At 40.9% G+C, this 18122-nt stretch carries 13 protein-coding genes; 6 read left to right on the plus strand and 7 right to left on the minus strand.

Features of this window, described 5'->3' with window-relative positions; all coding sequences use genetic code 11:
• Positions 1 to 22 precede the first annotated feature (22 nt).
• Positions 23 to 1651: an acyl-CoA carboxylase subunit beta gene (locus E4S40_RS09250; protein WP_135073336.1), complete on the minus strand. Its 1629-nt coding sequence runs from the start codon at positions 1649 to 1651 to the stop codon at positions 23 to 25.
• A 125-nt stretch (positions 1652 to 1776) separates the two neighbouring features.
• Positions 1777 to 2532 (minus strand): N-acetylmuramoyl-L-alanine amidase family protein, encoded by a 756-nt coding sequence (locus tag E4S40_RS09255; protein ID WP_237563160.1) that lies wholly within the window; start codon positions 2530 to 2532, stop codon positions 1777 to 1779.
• A gap of 43 nt (positions 2533 to 2575) precedes the next feature.
• Here E4S40_RS09255 and E4S40_RS09260 point away from each other — a divergent pair, with 43 nt between their 5' ends.
• On the plus strand, positions 2576 to 5362 hold the full coding sequence (locus E4S40_RS09260; protein WP_394345416.1) for a putative LPS assembly protein LptD: 2787 nt from the start codon (positions 2576 to 2578) through the stop codon (positions 5360 to 5362).
• Between the two features lie 12 nt (positions 5363 to 5374).
• Here E4S40_RS09260 and kdsB read toward each other — a convergent pair whose 3' ends face one another.
• The 3 genes from kdsB to E4S40_RS09275 all read right to left on the minus strand — a co-directional run bounded on the left by kdsB (position 5375) and on the right by E4S40_RS09275 (position 8387).
• Entirely contained in the window at positions 5375 to 6097 is a 723-nt protein-coding gene (gene kdsB / locus E4S40_RS09265; protein WP_135073340.1) for a 3-deoxy-manno-octulosonate cytidylyltransferase, read from the minus strand.
• A gap of 99 nt (positions 6098 to 6196) precedes the next feature.
• A complete protein-coding gene (locus tag E4S40_RS09270) occupies positions 6197 to 7537 on the minus strand; it encodes a Gfo/Idh/MocA family protein (RefSeq protein WP_135073342.1) in 1341 nt (446 codons plus the stop codon).
• Positions 7538 to 7619: 82 nt separating this feature from the next.
• Positions 7620 to 8387, minus strand: coding sequence for a 3-keto-disaccharide hydrolase (locus E4S40_RS09275; RefSeq protein WP_135073344.1), 768 nt, complete (start codon positions 8385 to 8387; stop codon positions 7620 to 7622).
• A gap of 130 nt (positions 8388 to 8517) precedes the next feature.
• Here E4S40_RS09275 and E4S40_RS09280 point away from each other — a divergent pair, with 130 nt between their 5' ends.
• Positions 8518 to 11058 carry a M14 family metallopeptidase gene (locus E4S40_RS09280; RefSeq protein WP_135073346.1) on the plus strand — a complete coding sequence of 847 codons (2541 nt, stop codon included), beginning with the start codon at positions 8518 to 8520 and terminating at the stop codon, positions 11056 to 11058.
• 62 nt (positions 11059 to 11120) lie between these two features.
• Here the strand turns inward: E4S40_RS09280 and E4S40_RS09285 are convergent, their stop codons facing one another.
• Positions 11121 to 11579 carry a lipocalin-like domain-containing protein gene (locus tag E4S40_RS09285; protein ID WP_135073348.1) on the minus strand — a complete coding sequence of 153 codons (459 nt, stop codon included), beginning with the start codon at positions 11577 to 11579 and terminating at the stop codon, positions 11121 to 11123.
• 85 nt (positions 11580 to 11664) lie between these two features.
• Positions 11665 to 12132 (minus strand): phosphohistidine phosphatase SixA, encoded by a 468-nt coding sequence (gene sixA, locus E4S40_RS09290; protein ID WP_135073350.1) that lies wholly within the window; start codon positions 12130 to 12132, stop codon positions 11665 to 11667.
• 150 nt (positions 12133 to 12282) lie between these two features.
• Between sixA and topA the strand changes: the two genes are divergently transcribed.
• From topA to E4S40_RS09310, 4 genes are all read left to right on the plus strand, one after another.
• Positions 12283 to 14607: a type I DNA topoisomerase gene (gene topA, locus E4S40_RS09295; protein ID WP_135073352.1), complete on the plus strand. Its 2325-nt coding sequence runs from the start codon at positions 12283 to 12285 to the stop codon at positions 14605 to 14607.
• A gap of 50 nt (positions 14608 to 14657) precedes the next feature.
• The gene (locus E4S40_RS09300) at positions 14658 to 15347 is read left to right on the plus strand and encodes an SIR2 family NAD-dependent protein deacylase (RefSeq protein WP_135073353.1); all 690 of its coding nucleotides are present in this window, start codon (positions 14658 to 14660) and stop codon (positions 15345 to 15347) included.
• 90 nt (positions 15348 to 15437) lie between these two features.
• Positions 15438 to 16775 (plus strand): flavin-containing monooxygenase, encoded by a 1338-nt coding sequence (locus tag E4S40_RS09305; protein WP_135073355.1) that lies wholly within the window; start codon positions 15438 to 15440, stop codon positions 16773 to 16775.
• Positions 16772 to 18109, plus strand: a complete 1338-nt coding sequence (locus E4S40_RS09310) for a YfcC family protein (protein ID WP_135073357.1) — start codon at positions 16772 to 16774, stop codon at positions 18107 to 18109. The genes E4S40_RS09305 and E4S40_RS09310 overlap by 4 nt, the downstream gene beginning before the upstream one ends.
• Positions 18110 to 18122: the final 13 nt, after the last annotated feature.

The raw sequence follows: 18122 nt of genomic DNA on the forward strand, positions 1-18122 counted from the left end.
TCAATGAAATTACAAAAAATTGTCAAGTTTGAATCACTCCTACATTGAATCGATTTTCGATTGGAGCATGATTGGCAGCTTCAATTCCCATGGAAATAACCTTGCGCGTTTCTCGAGGATCAATCACTCCATCCACCCACAGCCTGGCAGCCGCATAATATGGACTGAGTTCCTCATTGTATTTATTGGTAATTTCTTCCAAAAGCGCTTTTTCATCTTCAGGAGAAATTTCTTTCCCAGCCTTTTTCAAAGCTGAAACTTTTATTTGAAGCAAAGTTTTGGCAGCTGAAGCTCCAGACATCACTGCCATTTGGGCTGTAGGCCAAGAGTAAATCAGGCGTGGGTCATAGGCTTTTCCGCACATCGCATAATTCCCAGCACCATAAGAATTCCCAATTATCAAAGTAAACTTAGGAACCACGGAATTAGCCATGGCATTCACCATTTTTGCGCCGTCTTTGATAATTCCACCATGTTCGGCTTTTGAACCCACCATAAAGCCGCTCACATCCTGAATAAATACCAATGGGATTTTTCGCTGATTGCAGTTCATGATAAATCTAGCCGCCTTATCTGCAGAATCTGAGTAAATCACTCCACCCATTTGCATCTCTCCTTTGGCATTCTTGACCACCTTCCGCTGATTGGCAATGATTCCTACTGCCCAGCCATCAATTCGAGCTGTCGCGCAAATCAAGGTTTTTCCATAATCTTTTTTGTATTCATCCAATTCCCCTCCATCTACTAGACCTTTCAGCACATCGATCATATCATAAGGTTTCACACGATCAATAGGAAATTTCTCCAAAACCTCTCCAATAGAAACTATAGGAGCTTTGGGCTCTTTTCTATCAAAACCTGCATTTTCAGATGCACCTATTTTGTCAAAAATTCTTCGAATTGCGTCCAGGCATTCCTGATCAGAATCGTATTTATTGTCAGTTACTCCGGAGATTTCACAGTGGGTAGTCGCTCCTCCCAAGGTTTCATTATCTACCTGCTCACCAATTGCGGCTTTCACCAAGTAGGATCCAGCTAAAAAAATCGTCCCTGTCTTATCCACGATCATCGCCTCGTCAGACATGATCGGCAAATAAGCTCCTCCAGCCACACAGCTTCCCATGATCGCAGCCACTTGAACTATCCCCATGGAAGACATCTTGGCATTATTCCGAAACTGACGCCCAAAATGTTCCTTATCCGGAAAAATCTCATTTTGCATAGGAAGAAATACACCCGCGCTATCCACCAGATAAATGATTGGAAGTCGGTTTTCCATTGCCACTTCTTGAGCTCGCAAATTTTTCTTGGCGGTCATCGGAAACCAAGCCCCAGCTTTCACGGTGGCATCATTAGCAACTATAACGCACATTTTTCCGCTCACATAGCCAATTCCTGTCACTACTCCTGCAGAAGGACAACCGCCTTCTTCTTCATACATTCCATCAGCAGCGAAAGCCCCGATTTCCAAAAAATCAGATTCTTGATCGATCAAATAATCAATTCGCTCTCGAGCTGTCAGTTTTCCTTTTTCATGCTCTTTTGCGATTCTTTTTTCACCTCCACCCTTTTTTACAGTCTCATACTTAGTTTTCAATTCATCCAATAAGGAATCAAAATTCAAAGTGGGAGTTTTTCCGGCAGTATTCATGAAGTTGATTTTGGGTTTATGACATTTAAAACTCCAATCTACAAAAGGAAGTTTGGTTTTTGGGAAAAGAAAAAGCCCTTTTTCAAAACAAAAAAGGGCTAATTCCTTGAAATACAGCTTAAAGCTTAATTTCCTTCAATTTCATTTTTATAATCCCGAATGGATCTGAAAATCGCAGAAGCCATGTATTCCTGCCCCTGTTTGCTCATGAGAAATTGCTCTTCCGAGCTATTGGACAGGAATCCCAACTCAACCAAAACAGATGGCATTGACGGAGTCCAAAGCACATAAAAAGGTCCTTGCTTTACACCCCTGCTCTTTCTTCCTACCCTATCCTTAAATTGCTTTTCGATTTGATCAGCCAAAGTAAGGGAGTTTTCAAAAAAAGCTTGGGACATTAGATTAAACATGATGTAGGATTCTGGAGAAGAAGGATCAAAGCCTTCATATTTTTCTTGGTATCCATCTTCCAAAAGCATCACTGAGTTTTCTCGCTTGATAATATCGAAGTTGGATTCGAAATGCTTCATTCCCATAATAAAAGTCTCAGTCCCAAAAGCAGAGCGGCTTGCTGCAGAATTGGAATGAATGGAAACAAAAAGGTCTGCCTTGTTATTATTGGCAATTCTAGGTCTATCCTTTAAAGAAGGGAAGGTATCATCCTTTCGGGTATAGATCACTTCCACATCCGGCATATATTGCTCAATATATTTCCCAACAAGTAAGGTGACCGCCAAATTGATGTCTTTTTCACGGGATTTAGAACCCAAATTCCCGGGATCTTTTCCACCATGGCCTGCATCCAAAACAATTTTTTTCATCCGAAATGCCGGCATCATCGTTTCATCAGGAATGAAACCTCCAAACAGAAACGGAATCATCAGAATTAGAGAAAGAATAAATTTTTTATTTTGAAACCTTTCCATGAGGGCAATAAAATTAACTTTACGCGAAATTTCCATTAAATCAGCAAATAAGGCAGCGACCGTGCAGGGATTGAGACTCCTACTTTTGAGCTTATGTATATTTTTGCTTTTGCCCCAAATGGCTGAAGCTCAGCGAACCAGGCCCACTCAAGAGAGAAGGTTGACTGTACCTGATACCTTAGAGGCTCCTGCTCGTATTTTGGGGGATACAGTTTCCATCCCAGCTGACACCTTATCCTTAACAGATTCGACAAAAATTGTGCCCACCAGCTCAATTATGAGCGAAATCAATTACTATGCTGAAGATAGTATCGTCACTGACTTCAAAACCAACAAAGTCTATCTCTACAATCAAGCATGGTTTGAGTATGGAGAAATGCGATTGGATGCAGATCGGATCGTGATAGATTGGAAAAATAATGAGCTTTACGCTTCGGGTGTTACGGACAGCCTAGGGAATATTCAAGGGAATCCCTTTTTCAAAGATCGAGGGCAAGTCTATGAAATCCGAAAGGAAATGCGGTATAATTTCCAAACTCAAAAAGCCATCATTAAAGATGTTGTCACCGAGCAACAAGATGGGATTTTGAGGGGAGAAACCATCAAAAAGACTGATGATGGCAGCATCTACCTGGATCATGGATATTATACCACCTGTAAGCTTACTGAGCCGCATTGGCATATTTCTTCCAACAAGATCAAGTCTATCGAAGGAAAGCAAGTCGTCTCAGGACCATTCAATCTCTATTTCAATGGAATTCCAACTCCACTTGGTCTTCCTTTCGGCATTATTCCTAATACTCCTGAAGAAAAAGCGTCGGGAATCATCTTCCCTACTTATGGAGAGGAACAAGTTCGCGGATTATTTCTACGTGATTTTGGATATTATTTTGCTTTCAATGATTATATCCACAGCAGAATAACTGGGGATATTTATTCCAAAGGTGGATGGGGACTCAAATCTCAATCCATCTATAAAAAGCGGTACCGATTCAGTGGTTCATTTAATTTTGATTTCCAAAAATTCAAATCTCCTGAAACAGAGCTTAATCCAGTAGATTACAACACCTTCAGAATTTCTTGGTCACACAATCCTGAAAGTAGAGGAACGGGAAGATTTTCCGCATCTGTCAATGCGGGAAGCACCTCCTATTTCAACAATGTCATAAATCCGACAAATTTTCAAAATAACGTCACCTCTGACCTTCAGTCGAATATCAATTACACGAAACAATTTTCCGGCACACCTTTCTCCATGTCGGCAAGTGCCCAGCATTCCCAATCCGTTTCAACTGGTGAGGTGAGACTACGTTTACCTTCTTTCAACGTTTCGATGAACCGACAAAATCCATTTCGAAATGTGGATTTTGAGCCACTCAAAACTTTGAATATTGCCTGGAATTTTGATATCCAAAACTCCATTACCAACCGGATTCAGTCTCCAACTCCTATTGATCCAGAATTGGGAGGAAGCACGGCACCAGAGTTAATTCCTTTTACTCCTGAGAACTTTAGCCTTTTGCTCAAAAATGCCAATAATGGAGCCCAACATCGAATTCCTATCAGCTCCAATTTTACCTTGTTTAAATACTTTACTGGAACAGCTTCCGCAAACATCACAGAACTTTGGTATTTGCAAAAGCTTCGTTTCTTCTACAATCCAGAATCAGAGCGAGTGGATCAAATCGTAGAGAATGGATTCAATCGGGTGAGCTTTTACAATAGTTCATTTGCCATGAATACCAACCTCTATGGATTCTATAATTTCAAAGGGGGAAAAATCCAGACGATAAGACATCATATTCAGCCCACTTTTGGATTTAGCTACACCCCGGATTTCACAGATGAGTCATTTGGATATTTTCAAAATGTACAGGTAAATGCCGAGGATGACACCCGATTGTACAATAGACATCAAGGATTTATTTATGGTGGTGCTCCGCAGGGAGAATCCAGATCCCTGACATTTGGTTTGCGGTCAGTATTGGAGGCAAAAATCAAAACCGCCGAGGATTCCACAGATGAAGAGAGTACCAAGAAAATTCCAATCATCGAAAATTTAGACCTGAATACCTCCTACAATTTTGCAGCTGATTCCTTTCAATTAGCACCTGTGAGAATCAGTGCCCGGACAAGCTTTTTTGAAAGAAGACTATCTGTGAACGTGAGCACTACCTTGGACCCCTATGCTACTGCTACTTTCACCAATACGAATGGCACAGAAACCATCCGTAGAATAAATGAGTACGCATGGAAAAATGGCCAAGGTATTGGAACAATTCGAAATGCATCACTGAACATCAATGCATCAATTAATCCGAGCAACTCACAAAATCCAAATGAAGTCCGAGATGAACTCACCAATCAATTCCTTCAGCAAGGGGGAATTATGAATGAATTTGTGGAGAGTCAGATTAACCAAATTGTCACTGATCCAAGCCAATACATAGACTGGAATATTCCATGGAATTTGACCGTGGGTTATAATTTAGCCTACAGCAAACAATCAAATGGAAGTACGAATGTGACTTCTGCGGTGCAACTTTCGGGAGATATTTCCCTATCTGAAAAGTGGAAAATCAATTTTAATACTGGTATAAACTTAGTGGATCAGGCGATTACTCAATCCATGATAGGAATTGCCAGAGACCTGCATTGCTGGCAGATGAATGTCAACTGGATTCCGTTCGGACGCTTTACATCCTATAACATTGACATTCGTGTAAAATCCAGTATCCTACAGGATTTGAAAGTTTCCAGAAGAAGGTCATTCTTTGATCGATGATTGGGGAATATTTTACAGACTTTCCAAAAATTTTCTGGCCTTTTCTAAGTCTTCTGCAGTATCAATTGCGATAGGTTGATGCATGGTTCTCACCATTCGAATCTTAATACCTTCCTCCAATAATCGAAGCTGTTCCAACATTTCGATTTGCTCTAATTCACCCTTTTGCCAAGAAGTAAATTGACTTAAAATTTCCCGTCTGTAGGCATAGACACCTATGTGCTTTTTATAAACTAGGTTTGGCAACTTATCTCGATTGAATGGAATCGGTGATCTCGAAAAATAAAGAGCATCTCCCTTTTCATCAAGAACCACCTTTACTGCATTGGGATTTTGAGCTTCTTCTTCTGAAATCTGATGAAACAAGGAAGCCATCTGCACTGAATCATCTTGAAAAACTTCCACCAAAGACTTTAAAGAATTAGCATCTTGAAAAGGCTCATCACCTTGAACATTCACAATCAGTTCGGCATCGACTTGGTCAAGTGCTTCAGCTATTCGATCTGATCCGCTTTCATGATTTTTTTTACTGAAAAAAACATTTCCTCCAACCTGCCTGATCTGATTGGCGATTTCTTCATGATCAGTCACCACCCAAACTTCATCAAAAACACCAGTACCCAAAGTACTGAGATAGGTTCGCTGAATAACAGATTTCCCTCCTAAATCTTGGACAAGTTTAGCTGGCAAACGAGTAGATGCGAATCGTGCAGGGATGAGAGCGGCAGACTTCAAGGTTTGGGGTTTTGAATGGATATTTTCAATAAATAAGGGCCAAAAATAAAGAAACCAGAGCTTGGAATGAATTGCCCTGGCTTCTCTTTTCAAATTTTACTAGACTTTGGGAACTTGCCAGCCATTATGGTAATGAGCTTTCATCAAATCATTGGCATCAGCATCTGTGAACTGATTATTTACTGCATCCCAATAAATTTTCTTTCCAGTTTTGTAGGCAATATTGCCCATTTGTGCATTGATAGCCGCTACTGATCCAGTTTGAATCGCACACTTCAACTTACTTGGATCATTTGCCATCACAGACTCCACAAAATTCTGGGCATGGGAATCCAAAGCACTTCCAGTAGGACGGGTGTGTGGGACCTCTTCTACTTTCGGCTTTCGCTCTCCTTCCACATTTTCGGTTTCTGGGATTACTTTCCAACCTCCTCGATTCACTACTAAAGTTGCATTATTCCCGATAAAAGCAATTCCTTCAGTCGTACCGTAATTTCCCCCATCAATCCCTGTGGCATGCTCCCAAAGCATATTGAATCCATCATATTCATAGACTGTTTGCAAGGTATCTGGAGTCTCGGAAGCATCATCAGGATAAGCAAACTTACCTCCTGAGGCCATAATAGATTTCGGGGCACTTACTCCCATTGCATAAAGTGCAATATCTATTTCATGCACCCCCCAATCTGTCATTAGACCACCTGCATAATCCCAAAACCACCGGAAATTGAAATGGAATCGATTTGGGTTAAATGGTCTCTTTGGAGCTGGCCCCAACCACATATTATAATCCACTCCAGCAGGTGCAGGTCCATCTGGCTGTACTGGAACTGGTTTCATCCATCCCTGATAAGCCCAGCATTTCACCAAACGAATCTGACCTAGTTTTCCTGATTTGACATATTCGATGGCCTGATCGTATTGAGAACCGGATCGCTGCCATTGACCTACCTGTACAACCTTTCCATAGCGCTCTTGAGCTTTCACCATGATTTGGCATTCCTCGATCGTGTTAGCAATAGGCTTTTCAACATAGACATGCTTTCCGGCAGATACTGCATCCACCATGTTCAGGCAATGCCAATGGTCCGGTGTACCGATAATCACAACATCAATATCAGGATCCTCGAGCATCTTTCGATAATCCCTGTATTGCTTGGGTCGGACACCTCTTAATTTGAATACATCCTCAGTTCGCTGATCCAAAACTGATTGATCGATATCTGCAAGAGCAACACAATTGACATTAGGGATTTTTAAATGTGCATTCATATTTGACCAACCCATTCCTTTACAGCCAATTAGGCCGTAATTAAGTTGATCTGAGGGCTTGATTTTTCTTGTAAAAGCACCAAAATCAGCTGCCGTCAATATCGATGGCATACTGAGCCCAGCTCCCATGAGCATGGTATTTTGGAGGAATTTTCTTCGTGAAGACATAGGTTTTTGGGTTATTGAGTTATTGGGTTATAATATGTGGGCTATAATTCAAAAGCATCTGCCCACTGAAAACTGCTAACTGTTACAAAGGCCTCACCCAGATATTTCTGAATCGAACTGGATTTCCGTGATCCTGAAGTTTGATTGGAAGTTCTTCTGGGTGTGCTTTATAATTAGGAATTCCAATGTATTCAGTCGGTCCCCGAAGAATCACGTGATTTTGCACCAAAACCCCATTGATCATCACCGTAACCGTTGCTGGGGATGTCAAAACTCCATTTTTATCAAAACGAGGAGCTTTAAAGATGATATCGTAATAATTCCACTCACCCGGAGCTCTTAAAGGATTCACCAGTGGTGGATATTGCTTGTAAATACTTCCTGCCTGCCCATTGGTGTAGGTTTTACTTTCATAACTATCCAAAATTTGCACCTCATACAATCCCATCAGGAAAAAGCCCGAATTACCCCGGCCTTGTCCTTCTCCTTTAATTTCAGTTGGTGCGGACCACTCAATATGATACTGAGCATCTCCAAAAGGCAATTTGGATTGAATGTCTCCTTTTCCTGCTACCACAACCAACTCACCATTTTCGATCTTCCACTCCGCTGGACTTGAACCATCTCTAGCAGAAACAAAGCTATTCAGGCTGCTTCCATCAAAAAGAACAATCGCATCTGAAGGGGGTAAATGATTTTGGGCTCCTGGGGTAATTTTTGGAGGAACAGGAGTGTAAAACTCTGTGGCCTGAGGAGGAATTGGAGGCGGAGTTTGCTCTTGAGCTTTTGCAAATGATGAACCTACTAGAATACCTAAAGCTGTAAAAAAGAGCTTATGGAAAATTTTCATATGTGAAATTATTTAGGGTTGAGAAAATGAATGAATAAATTAAGGGCAATTGTCCTGAATCAAAAGACCATTGATGGATTTTTGGTTGTAGAGGGCAAAAGCTTTCCTAATTTTCTGAAAAATACAGCATATGAAAAAATTATACTTCGCTTTGATCGCCTTCTTGTTGGGAGTTAGTCAATCATTTGCCCAATCTGACTATTTCTTTCCAGGGGAAAGTTTTGACTCGAATATTCCATCTCCTGAAGAATTTTTAGGATACCCTATTGGAGATTGGCATACCCGTTATGATTTAATCGTTAAGTATTTCGAAAAACTGGATGAAATCAGTGAATTAGCTACTCTTCAAACTATTGGTTATACCCATGAGTATCGACCAAAAGTAATTTTAACCATTGCTTCTCCTGCTCATATGGCTGATTTGGAGCAAGTTCGACAACGCCAAATTCAACTTGCAGATCCAACTCAGGAAAAACCGGATGTGAGTTCCATGCCGGCAATTGTTCACTTGGGATATGGAGTACATGGAAATGAACCTTCCTCTGCCGAAGCAGCCATGCTGACGGCCTATTGGATTTTAGCTGGACAGTCTGACCTTGCCAAGCGAGTTCGAGAAGAAGCAGTAATTCACATTGACCCAACTTTAAATCCTGACGGAAGAGATAGACATAGTTTGTGGGCTGATTCCAATAAGGGATTCCCTCCTGTTGCTGATCCTTTGGATCGAGAGCATAATGAAGCATGGCCTGGTGGCAGAACCAACCATTACTGGTTTGATTTAAATAGAGATTGGCTACCGCTTGCCCATCCTGAATCCCAGGTGAAAGTGGAATGGTACCATCAATGGTATCCGAATGTCACCACGGATTTCCATGAAATGGGGACCAACAGCACCTATTTCTTCGAACCTACCAAACCTTATGGCTCTGAGAATCCGGTCGTCCCTCGGAAGAATTACGATGATATCAATCCGCTTTTTGCGAAATATTTCTCCAAATACATGGATGAAATTGGCAGCTTATATTGGACAAAAGAAGTATTTGACAATAGTTATCCGGGCTACGGTTCAACCTATCCGGATATTCATGGAGGATTGGGCTTAGTTTTCGAAACAGCCAGTAGTCGTGGACATCTTCAAGCCAGTCAGCGAGGAGATATTTCCTTTGCCTTTACGATTAGAAATCATGTGATCAATTCCTTGGCAACAATGGAAGCTTCTATCGATAATCGGGAATATATGCACGATTATCTTCGAGAGTTTTTTGTGACTGCAGTCGATGAAGGGCGAAAGGACCCAGCAAAAAACTATGTCTTCGGAGATGAATTTGATGCCGGTCGAAACCGACTATTTCTACAATTCCTTTTGGATCATAAAATCAAGGTTTATGAAAATGATACCGACTTAAGAATTGGAGGTCAAGAATTCAAAAAAGGAAAATCTTGGTTAGTACCTACAGCTCAACCGCAATATAGAATGGTTCGAACTATGTTTGAGTACGTGAAGGAATTTGCAGATTCGGTATTTTATGACGCCTCAGCGTGGACCATGGCTGCAGCCTACGGAATGCCTTTTTCTGCTGCCCCTTCCACCAAATTAGGAGCTGAGCTAAATTCAGTTGAAATTCCAGATTACACCTTCCCAAGCGGAAAAGCCTATGCCTATTTGATTGACTGGGCGGATTATTTTGCTCCCAAAATGCTATATGATTTACAAACTGCAGGCATACATGTAGAGGTAATCAATAGATCTTTCGAATCTCAGACTCAAGATGGCCCAGTTGAATTTGCAGCTGGAACCTTGATGGTTCCTATGGGCTTCCAAAGCCTAAGCCATGAGGAGGTTGCGTCCAAAATGGAAGAGTTGGCAAAAATCAATCAGCAAAAAGTCTACAAGGTAGAAACAGGTCTCAATCTGGCAGGGATTGATTTAGGTTCAAATCTAGTTGGGGCTGTACAAAAACCAAAAGTCATCATGCTGGTTGGACCTGGCGTATCCGGCTATGAAGCAGGTGAAATCTGGCATTTATTGGACACCAAAGTTGGAATGCCAATTACCAAAGTAAATACAGACAATTTTGGCCGAGTAAATCTTTTCAATTACAACACACTGATTCTTCCATCTGGAAATTACAATAGCCTTTCTGAAGCTTCAATTGAACATTTGAAAGATTGGGTAAATCGAGGCGGTACAGTAATCTCCTTGAAAAGTGCCAGCCTATGGCTGAATAGAATCGGACTTACAAAAGAAACTCCTGTTCAAATTGAAATGGAAAAAGACCCTTCAGAGCTTCCCTTTGCGACAAGGAGAGATTTTGAGGGAGCAAAAGAAGTTGGAGGAAGTATCTACCTAGCTAGAATGGACCTAAGCCACCCGATTTCTTACGGCTACCGAAATGAAAATATACCTGTTTATAGAAACACGAACATTTTCATCCAACCTAGCCAAAACAAATATTTGACTCCTATCCGATATACAGAAAACCCACATTTGGGAGGCTACATTTCTGACTCAAATTTGGAGAAGCTAAAGCAAAGTGCAAGTGTGGTTATTTCTTCCTCAAGAAGCGGTCGTGTTATTCATTTCTTCGATAGTCCGAATTTTAGAGGCACATGGTTTGGAACAAACAAGCTGTTCTTAAATGCCATTTTCTTTGGAAATCAAATGGACTAAAAGCTAAAAAAACCGCAGGATATCCTGCGGTTTTTTCTTTATCGTCAGCTTTGAATTACTTTTTATCGCCTATAGGTCAACGTAATGGTTCCGGCTATTTTACCAAGTGGCGATTCAAATTCCACCTCATGTTTTGTTACCAATTCTTTATCAGAAAGCGAGAGGATTTCATATCGGGTAACTTCTCCCACATCGTAATTCATTAAGAGATCGCCACCGTCAATCTCCCAAGTACCTAATCCATTCAAATCTCCTTTTCCAGCAAAAATCTTGAAGGTACCGTTTTCATTGAGTTCTAGCTTCCCATCTTCATGAAGCATTCTTCCTCCCTCAATCATAGCTGCCATTTCTCCACCCTCTGATTGTTCAAAATTAAAATCAGTCCCAGTCCAAGTTCCGACCAAATCCTCTTTTTGAATTCCATTCGAACAGGAAACCAAGATCATGAGCCCTAAAAAGAAAGGAATGACTGTTAGGAATCGACTTTTTGAAGAAATAGAAGTTTGCTCTTTTCGTATCATTTGATTTAGATTTTTCTCGATGTTACAGAAATAAGTTTGAAAAAGCACTTTATGCTAAAATCAAATTGACGCTGAAAATTCATTTTTAACTGATCACTTCACACAAAATTCCACTTCCGAAAGTGATTAATTGCCAAGATTCCAGAGGAAATTCAATGTAGATCAAATCACCTGGCTGCATATTCAGATAATCACCATCACTTAAATTCGCTGCAAAAAGGCTAATCAAAGGATTATGTCCCACAATCATGACTTCATTTACGTCTTGGGGACTATTTTCCAAAATATCCATCAAATCCTGCAAATCCCCATCGTAAATGGACCGTACATATTCCTGACTTTTGATCAAAACCCGCTCAGCGATGATACTGGCAGTTTCTTTGGTTCGTTTTGCCGGAGAGCAATAGACTTTTCCTATTTCAGGTGCTAATTCATAAAGACGGGCTGCTACATGAGAAACTTTACTTTTCCCTTTTGGAGTAAGCGTCCGATCAAAATCCACATCTGCCGAAAAACTAGCCTCTCCGTGTCGCATTAAAAATAGTCGTTTCATAAGTCTATATTTTTCAAAATTTCAAGCTTAAAACTCGGCGCAAGAATCCTTCCATCTGATCACCTGAAAATTTAATAGTTGCAGGTGAAAACAATGCCTTCTATTTTTAGCTTTTCAAAACAAGCCCTCAGGCCTAATTCTGAAATTTTTATGTCCAAAAATATCGTCATAGTCGAGTCCCCAGCCAAAGCAAAAACCATTGAAGGATACCTTGGCAAAGATTTCAAGGTTGCATCCAGCTATGGACACATCCGAGATTTGCCGAAAGGTGACAAGGCAATTGATATAAATAATCGCTTCAAGCCAACCTATGAAATCACTCCTGATAAAAAAGAAGTGATCAAAAATCTAAGAAGCTTAGTCAAAGATGCCGACACAATCTATCTCGCGAGTGACGATGACCGGGAAGGAGAAGCAATATCTTGGCATTTGAAAGAAGTCTTGAAACTTAAAGACGAAAACACCAAGCGGATAGTTTTTAGAGAGATTACCAAAAATGCCATTCAGCGGGCAATTGAAAATCCACGAGGAATCGACTACGATTTGGTAAATGCTCAACAGGCTCGGAGAATTTTGGATCGATTGGTTGGTTTCGAACTATCTCCTGTACTTTGGAAAAAAATTAAAACTGGTCTTTCAGCAGGTAGAGTACAATCTGTTGCTGTTCGCCTGATTGTAGAAAGAGAGCGAGAAATTGAAGCTTTTGAAGCCAAATCTTCTTTCCGAATTACAGCTCAATTTGAAGTAGATGGAAAAACTTTCCAAGCCGAATTACCCAAAAAATTTGAAACAAAGGCAGAGGCAGAAGCTTTTCTAAAAGCCTGTCTTCAAGCAGAATTTACAGTAGGAAATCTAGAGAAAAAACCTGCTAAGAAATCCCCCGCTCCACCTTTTACTACCTCCACCCTTCAGCAGGAAGCTTCCCGGAAATTATATTTTTCAGTTGCTCAAACCATGTCGGTAGCTCAAAAGCTTTATGAAGCGGGAAAGATCACCTACATGCGTACCGATAGTGTGAATCTTTCTGAAGAAGCCATGCGATCAGCCGAGTCTGCTATTAAAAATGAATTTGGAGATCAGTACCATAAGGCCAGAAAATATACAACCAAGTCTGAAGGCGCTCAGGAAGCTCACGAAGCGATTCGTCCTACCGATTTTTCCAAACCCGAAATTACTGGAGATCGAAATGAGCAGCGATTGTATGAGTTGATTTGGAAGCGGGCAATTGCCTCTCAGATGGCTGATGCTCAGCTTGAAAAAACCAATATTACTATTCAAATCTCCAACTCTGATTTGACGCTTTCCGCACATGGAGAAGTGATCAAATTTGATGGTTTTTTGAAGGTTTATATGGAGTCAACTGATGATGAAAACGAGGAAGATGACAACCAAAACAAGTCTCTTCTGCCTCCAATGCAAATAGGTCAACCTCTTCATCTTCGTGAAATGAAGGGAAAGGAAAGCTTCACTAGACCTGCTCCACGCTACACGGAAGCGAGCTTGGTGAAAAAATTGGAAGAACTTGGAATCGGTAGACCTTCCACCTATGCTCCGACTATTTCCACGATTCAGAAACGGGAGTACGTAATCAAGGAAAGCCGAGATGGAACGCCTCGCAATTATCAGGAAATGGTGATTGCTGATGGAGAATTTAAAGAATCCACCAAAACAGAGATTACAGGCGCAGAAAAACAGAAGCTCTTCCCTACGAATATTGCCATGGTGGTCAATGACTTCTTAGTAGAGCATTTCCCGAATGTGATCGATTACAACTTCACCGCAAAAGTCGAGAAGGAGTTCGATGATATCGCTGCTGGTGGACAGGATTGGCAGGATATGATTGACAATTTCTACGGAAAATTCCATCACAGCGTGGAAGAAACCGAGCAGGTTTCCCGTCAGGATGTTAATTCCAGTCGATTCTTAGGAAATCATCCAGAAAATGGAAAGCCTGTAACTGCAAGACTTGGCCGATTCGGACCATTGGTTCAGATTGGAGATAATGATGATGAGGACAAGAAATTTGCTAGTCTTAAGAAAGGTCAATTCATCGAAAACATCAGTTTGGAAGATGCGCTTGAGCTTTTCAAACTTCCTCGCGATGTGGGAATGTTTGAAGGCAAAAAGATGGTTGCAGCGATAGGACGCTTTGGCCCATACATTCGTCACGACGGGAATTTTGTTTCCTTGAAAAAAGAACAGGATCCGCTTAGCATTACCGAAGATGAAGCGATTCAGCTCATTCAGGATAAGCGTGAAGCAGATGCCAAAAAGCATATCAAAACCTTCGACGAAAATCCTGAGATTCAGATTCTAAATGGCCGTTGGGGACCTTATATAAAGTTTGGAAAAAATAATTTTAAGATCCCAAAGGGTAAGGAAGCCGAAAAACTCAGCTATCAAGAAACAGTCGAAATCATAGAAAATCAGCCTGACACCAAGAAAAAAGGTGGGCGATTTGCTAAGAAAAAATAAATTTAAAGCCGATCCATGGATCGGTTTTTTTGTTCATAAACTAGTCAAGTATGAAAAACTTGGTCGTCTTATCGGGAGCTGGGATCTCCGCAGAAAGTGGAATCAAAACCTTTCGGGATAGCGGGGGACTTTGGGAAGGTCATGATGTGATGGAGGTTGCCACTCCACAAGCTTGGCATCGAAATAAGGAGCTGGTTTTGGAATTTTATAACCAACGAAGAAAACAAGAACGGGAATGCAAACCCAATCTTGCTCACCAAATTCTGGTGGAATTAGAAGAACACTTTTCAGTTCATGTCATCACTCAGAATGTAGACAGTTTGCATGAACGGGCAGGATCCACTCAAGTTCTTCATTTGCATGGAGAATTAAATAAGGCTCAAAGCACCTTGGATCCCAGGTTAATATATGAATTGGATCATTGGGAGTTGAAATTAGGAGATAAATGTGAAAAGGGAAGTCAACTTCGCCCTCATGTTGTTTGGTTTGGCGAGGCAGTACCAAATATGTTGCCTGCCATTCAAATTGCTCAAAAAGCTGATATTTTTTTGGTTGTTGGCACTTCCCTGCAAGTATATCCAGCTGCTGATTTGGTTTCTTATGTTCCTGAAAATACTCCCCTTTATTTGGTTGATCCCAACCCACCAACATATCGACTTCCCAAAAACGCAACCTTCATCAATCAGGTCGCCACAGAAGGCATGAAAATTCTTAAAAACGAATTGCTCAACCTTAGTTGATTGCAAAGCTTTCAGGAAAAGCCATAAATTACAGACTAGTTTGGATTAGAGTTTCCATTTTTTGGAAAGAAAAAACCCGAATATCAATTTATGAATCACAAAGTAGCCATTATCGGATGTGGGCCTTCCGGAATCACCGCACTCAAAAATCTTCTTGATCAGGGAATAGAAGCTGTTGCATTTGATCGAAATCAGGATGTTGGAGGTAACTGGATTTACAGCGAGGACGAAAGTCATTCCAGTGTTTTTGAAACCACCCACATTATTTCTTCCAAGACCTTATCCCAATACGAAGACTTTACATTCGACGATTTTGATCCTGAAGTAGCAGATTACCCATCACATGAGGAATTGAGAAAATATTTCCAGGCTTATGCCAGACATTTCGGCCTGTATCCATATATCCGATTTGGCACGATGATCCTTCATTGTGAATGGATCGATTCGAATACTTGGGAAATCACCACTGAAAAAGACGGTCAAAAACATACCGAGCGATTTACCCATTTAGTGGTAGCAAATGGCCATCATTGGAAGCCAAGATATCCAAACTACCCTGGTGAGTTTACCGGTGAATTTTCACACTCCCATAATTTCAAAAAGGCCGAGCCTTTTCGTGGAAAACGGGTATTAGTTATTGGAGGAGGTAATTCTGCCTGTGATGTGGCTGTAGAAACAAGTCGGGTTTCAAAAATGACTGCAATTTCTTGGAGAAGAGGCTACCGAATCGTTCCCAAATTTATTTTCGGAATGCCCTCAGATAAGGTGGCTGAGAGATCCAAATGGATTCCTCCACGAATCCGCATGTTTCTGAATTCTATTTTACTCCGTGTCATTATCGGTAAAAATGAAGCCTATGGACTTCGCCCTCCAACAGAACCTTTTGGAGCCACTCACCCTACCATCAATGATGAGCTTTTACACAAAATTCGGCATGGAAAAGTCAAACCAAGGTTAGATATCAAACGCTTCGAAGGAAAGAAGGTCATCTTTGAAGACGGAGAAGAAGAAGAATATGACAGCATTGTTGCCTGTACAGGCTATTGGCTGAGTCATCCGTTTTTTGACAAGGACTTTATCGATTATAGCAAGGGACCAGTTCCATTGTACTTGAAAATGTTCCATCCTTCGATCACCAATCTTTACTTCATCGGAATGTTCCAGCCATTGGGCTGTATTTGGCCGGGAGCCGAACTTCAAAGCAAACTGATGGCTCAAGAATTAGTAGGGAATTGGAAGCGCCCTGATAACATCCAAGAACTTTGCGAAAAAGAGGTGAAAAATCCCGATTACAAGCAAATTAATACTCCTAGACATACGATCACGGTAGATTTTCATCGATTCATTCAGGATTTGAAAAAACAACTCCCCAAAAACTACATTTCCAAACACCCTATCCCTCATCCTATAGACCACCAGGAAGCATGAAAAAAATCACCTTCCCCCACCCGCTCATCATTTTAGTGGGGTTTGTTCTTCTTTCCTGGGTATTTACTTTTTTAATTCCTTCCGGAAATTATGAAAGAAAACCGGATGAGCTTACAGGTCGTGAAGTAGTGGTTAAAGGGAGTTATGAGTTGATTGAAAAACCATCTGTTTCCTTTCAAGAAATGTTAATGGCAATTCCTGAGGGTATCATATTGGGAGGTGATATAGTAGTCTTAATTCTACTCATCGGCGGGGCTTTTTATGTAGTAGAAAAAACAGGTGCACTTCAAGCTGGGGTTGAGGCTTTAATTTTCCGATTTCAAAAACAACAAAACCTACTTTTGATTTTTCTTTCCTTGGGCTTTTCTTTTGCTGGGGCTACGATCGCTATGCAGGAAGAAATAATCGCAATGGCTCCCATATTGATTATTCTTGCCAAAAACCTTCGGATGGATATCCGATCAATAATCGGGTTGACCTTAGGCTCTTCTTTAGCTGGAGCGGCATTTTCACCCATTAATCCATTCAATTCACTTTTAGGACAACAACTAGCCGAGTTAGATCTCTCTGAAGGGCTAATTTTCAGGATGATCGTTTTTATCATAGGGATTGGATTGTGGACCTTTCTCATGATTAGGAATGGAAAATCCAAAGAACCTGTAACAGCCTCCATTAAATTTGAACCAAGCCCGATTGGCTGGAGGCATTCCTTGATTTTGTTCCTTTCCTTGGGAGGAATTATTGTGATGGGCTGGGGAATCACCCAACATGATTGGGGATACAATGAGATGTCTTCCCTATTTTTTGTGATTGGAATATCCTGCGGCTTAATTGGAAAACTTGGTCTTAATGGTACAGCAAAAACCTATTCAGAAGGATTTGGGGAAATGATTTTTGCAGGGGTGATTGTTGGCTTGGCCCGTTCCGTCTATTTGGTTCTGGAAAAAGGAAAAATCATCGACACGGTCATTTATTCCCTTTTCACCCCTTTAGAAGGTCTCCCGGATTTGGTTGCTGTAAATGGTCTTTTCTTAGCACAATGTCTTATTCATATACCTGTTCCTAGTACTTCTGGTCAAAATGTCTTGACTATCCCACTAGCTGTTCCGCTAATGGATTTACTGGGAATTTCACGGCAACTAGCCGTATTAGCGACTCAATATGCAGTCAGTATGATGGATATGATTACTCCAACAAATGGCGGAATGATGGCTGTTGTCGCTGCCGCCGGTGTAAAATTCAATGACTGGATTCGATTTATCATCAAAAGTTGGCTGGCAGTTGTTGGAATCTGTTTGTTATCCCTAATAATCGCATTAATTTGGTTTCATTAAACCTAAATAACCT

It is taken from the genome of Algoriphagus kandeliae (assembly GCF_004571135.1).
Classification (GTDB): Bacteria; Bacteroidota; Bacteroidia; order Cytophagales; family Cyclobacteriaceae; genus Algoriphagus; species Algoriphagus kandeliae.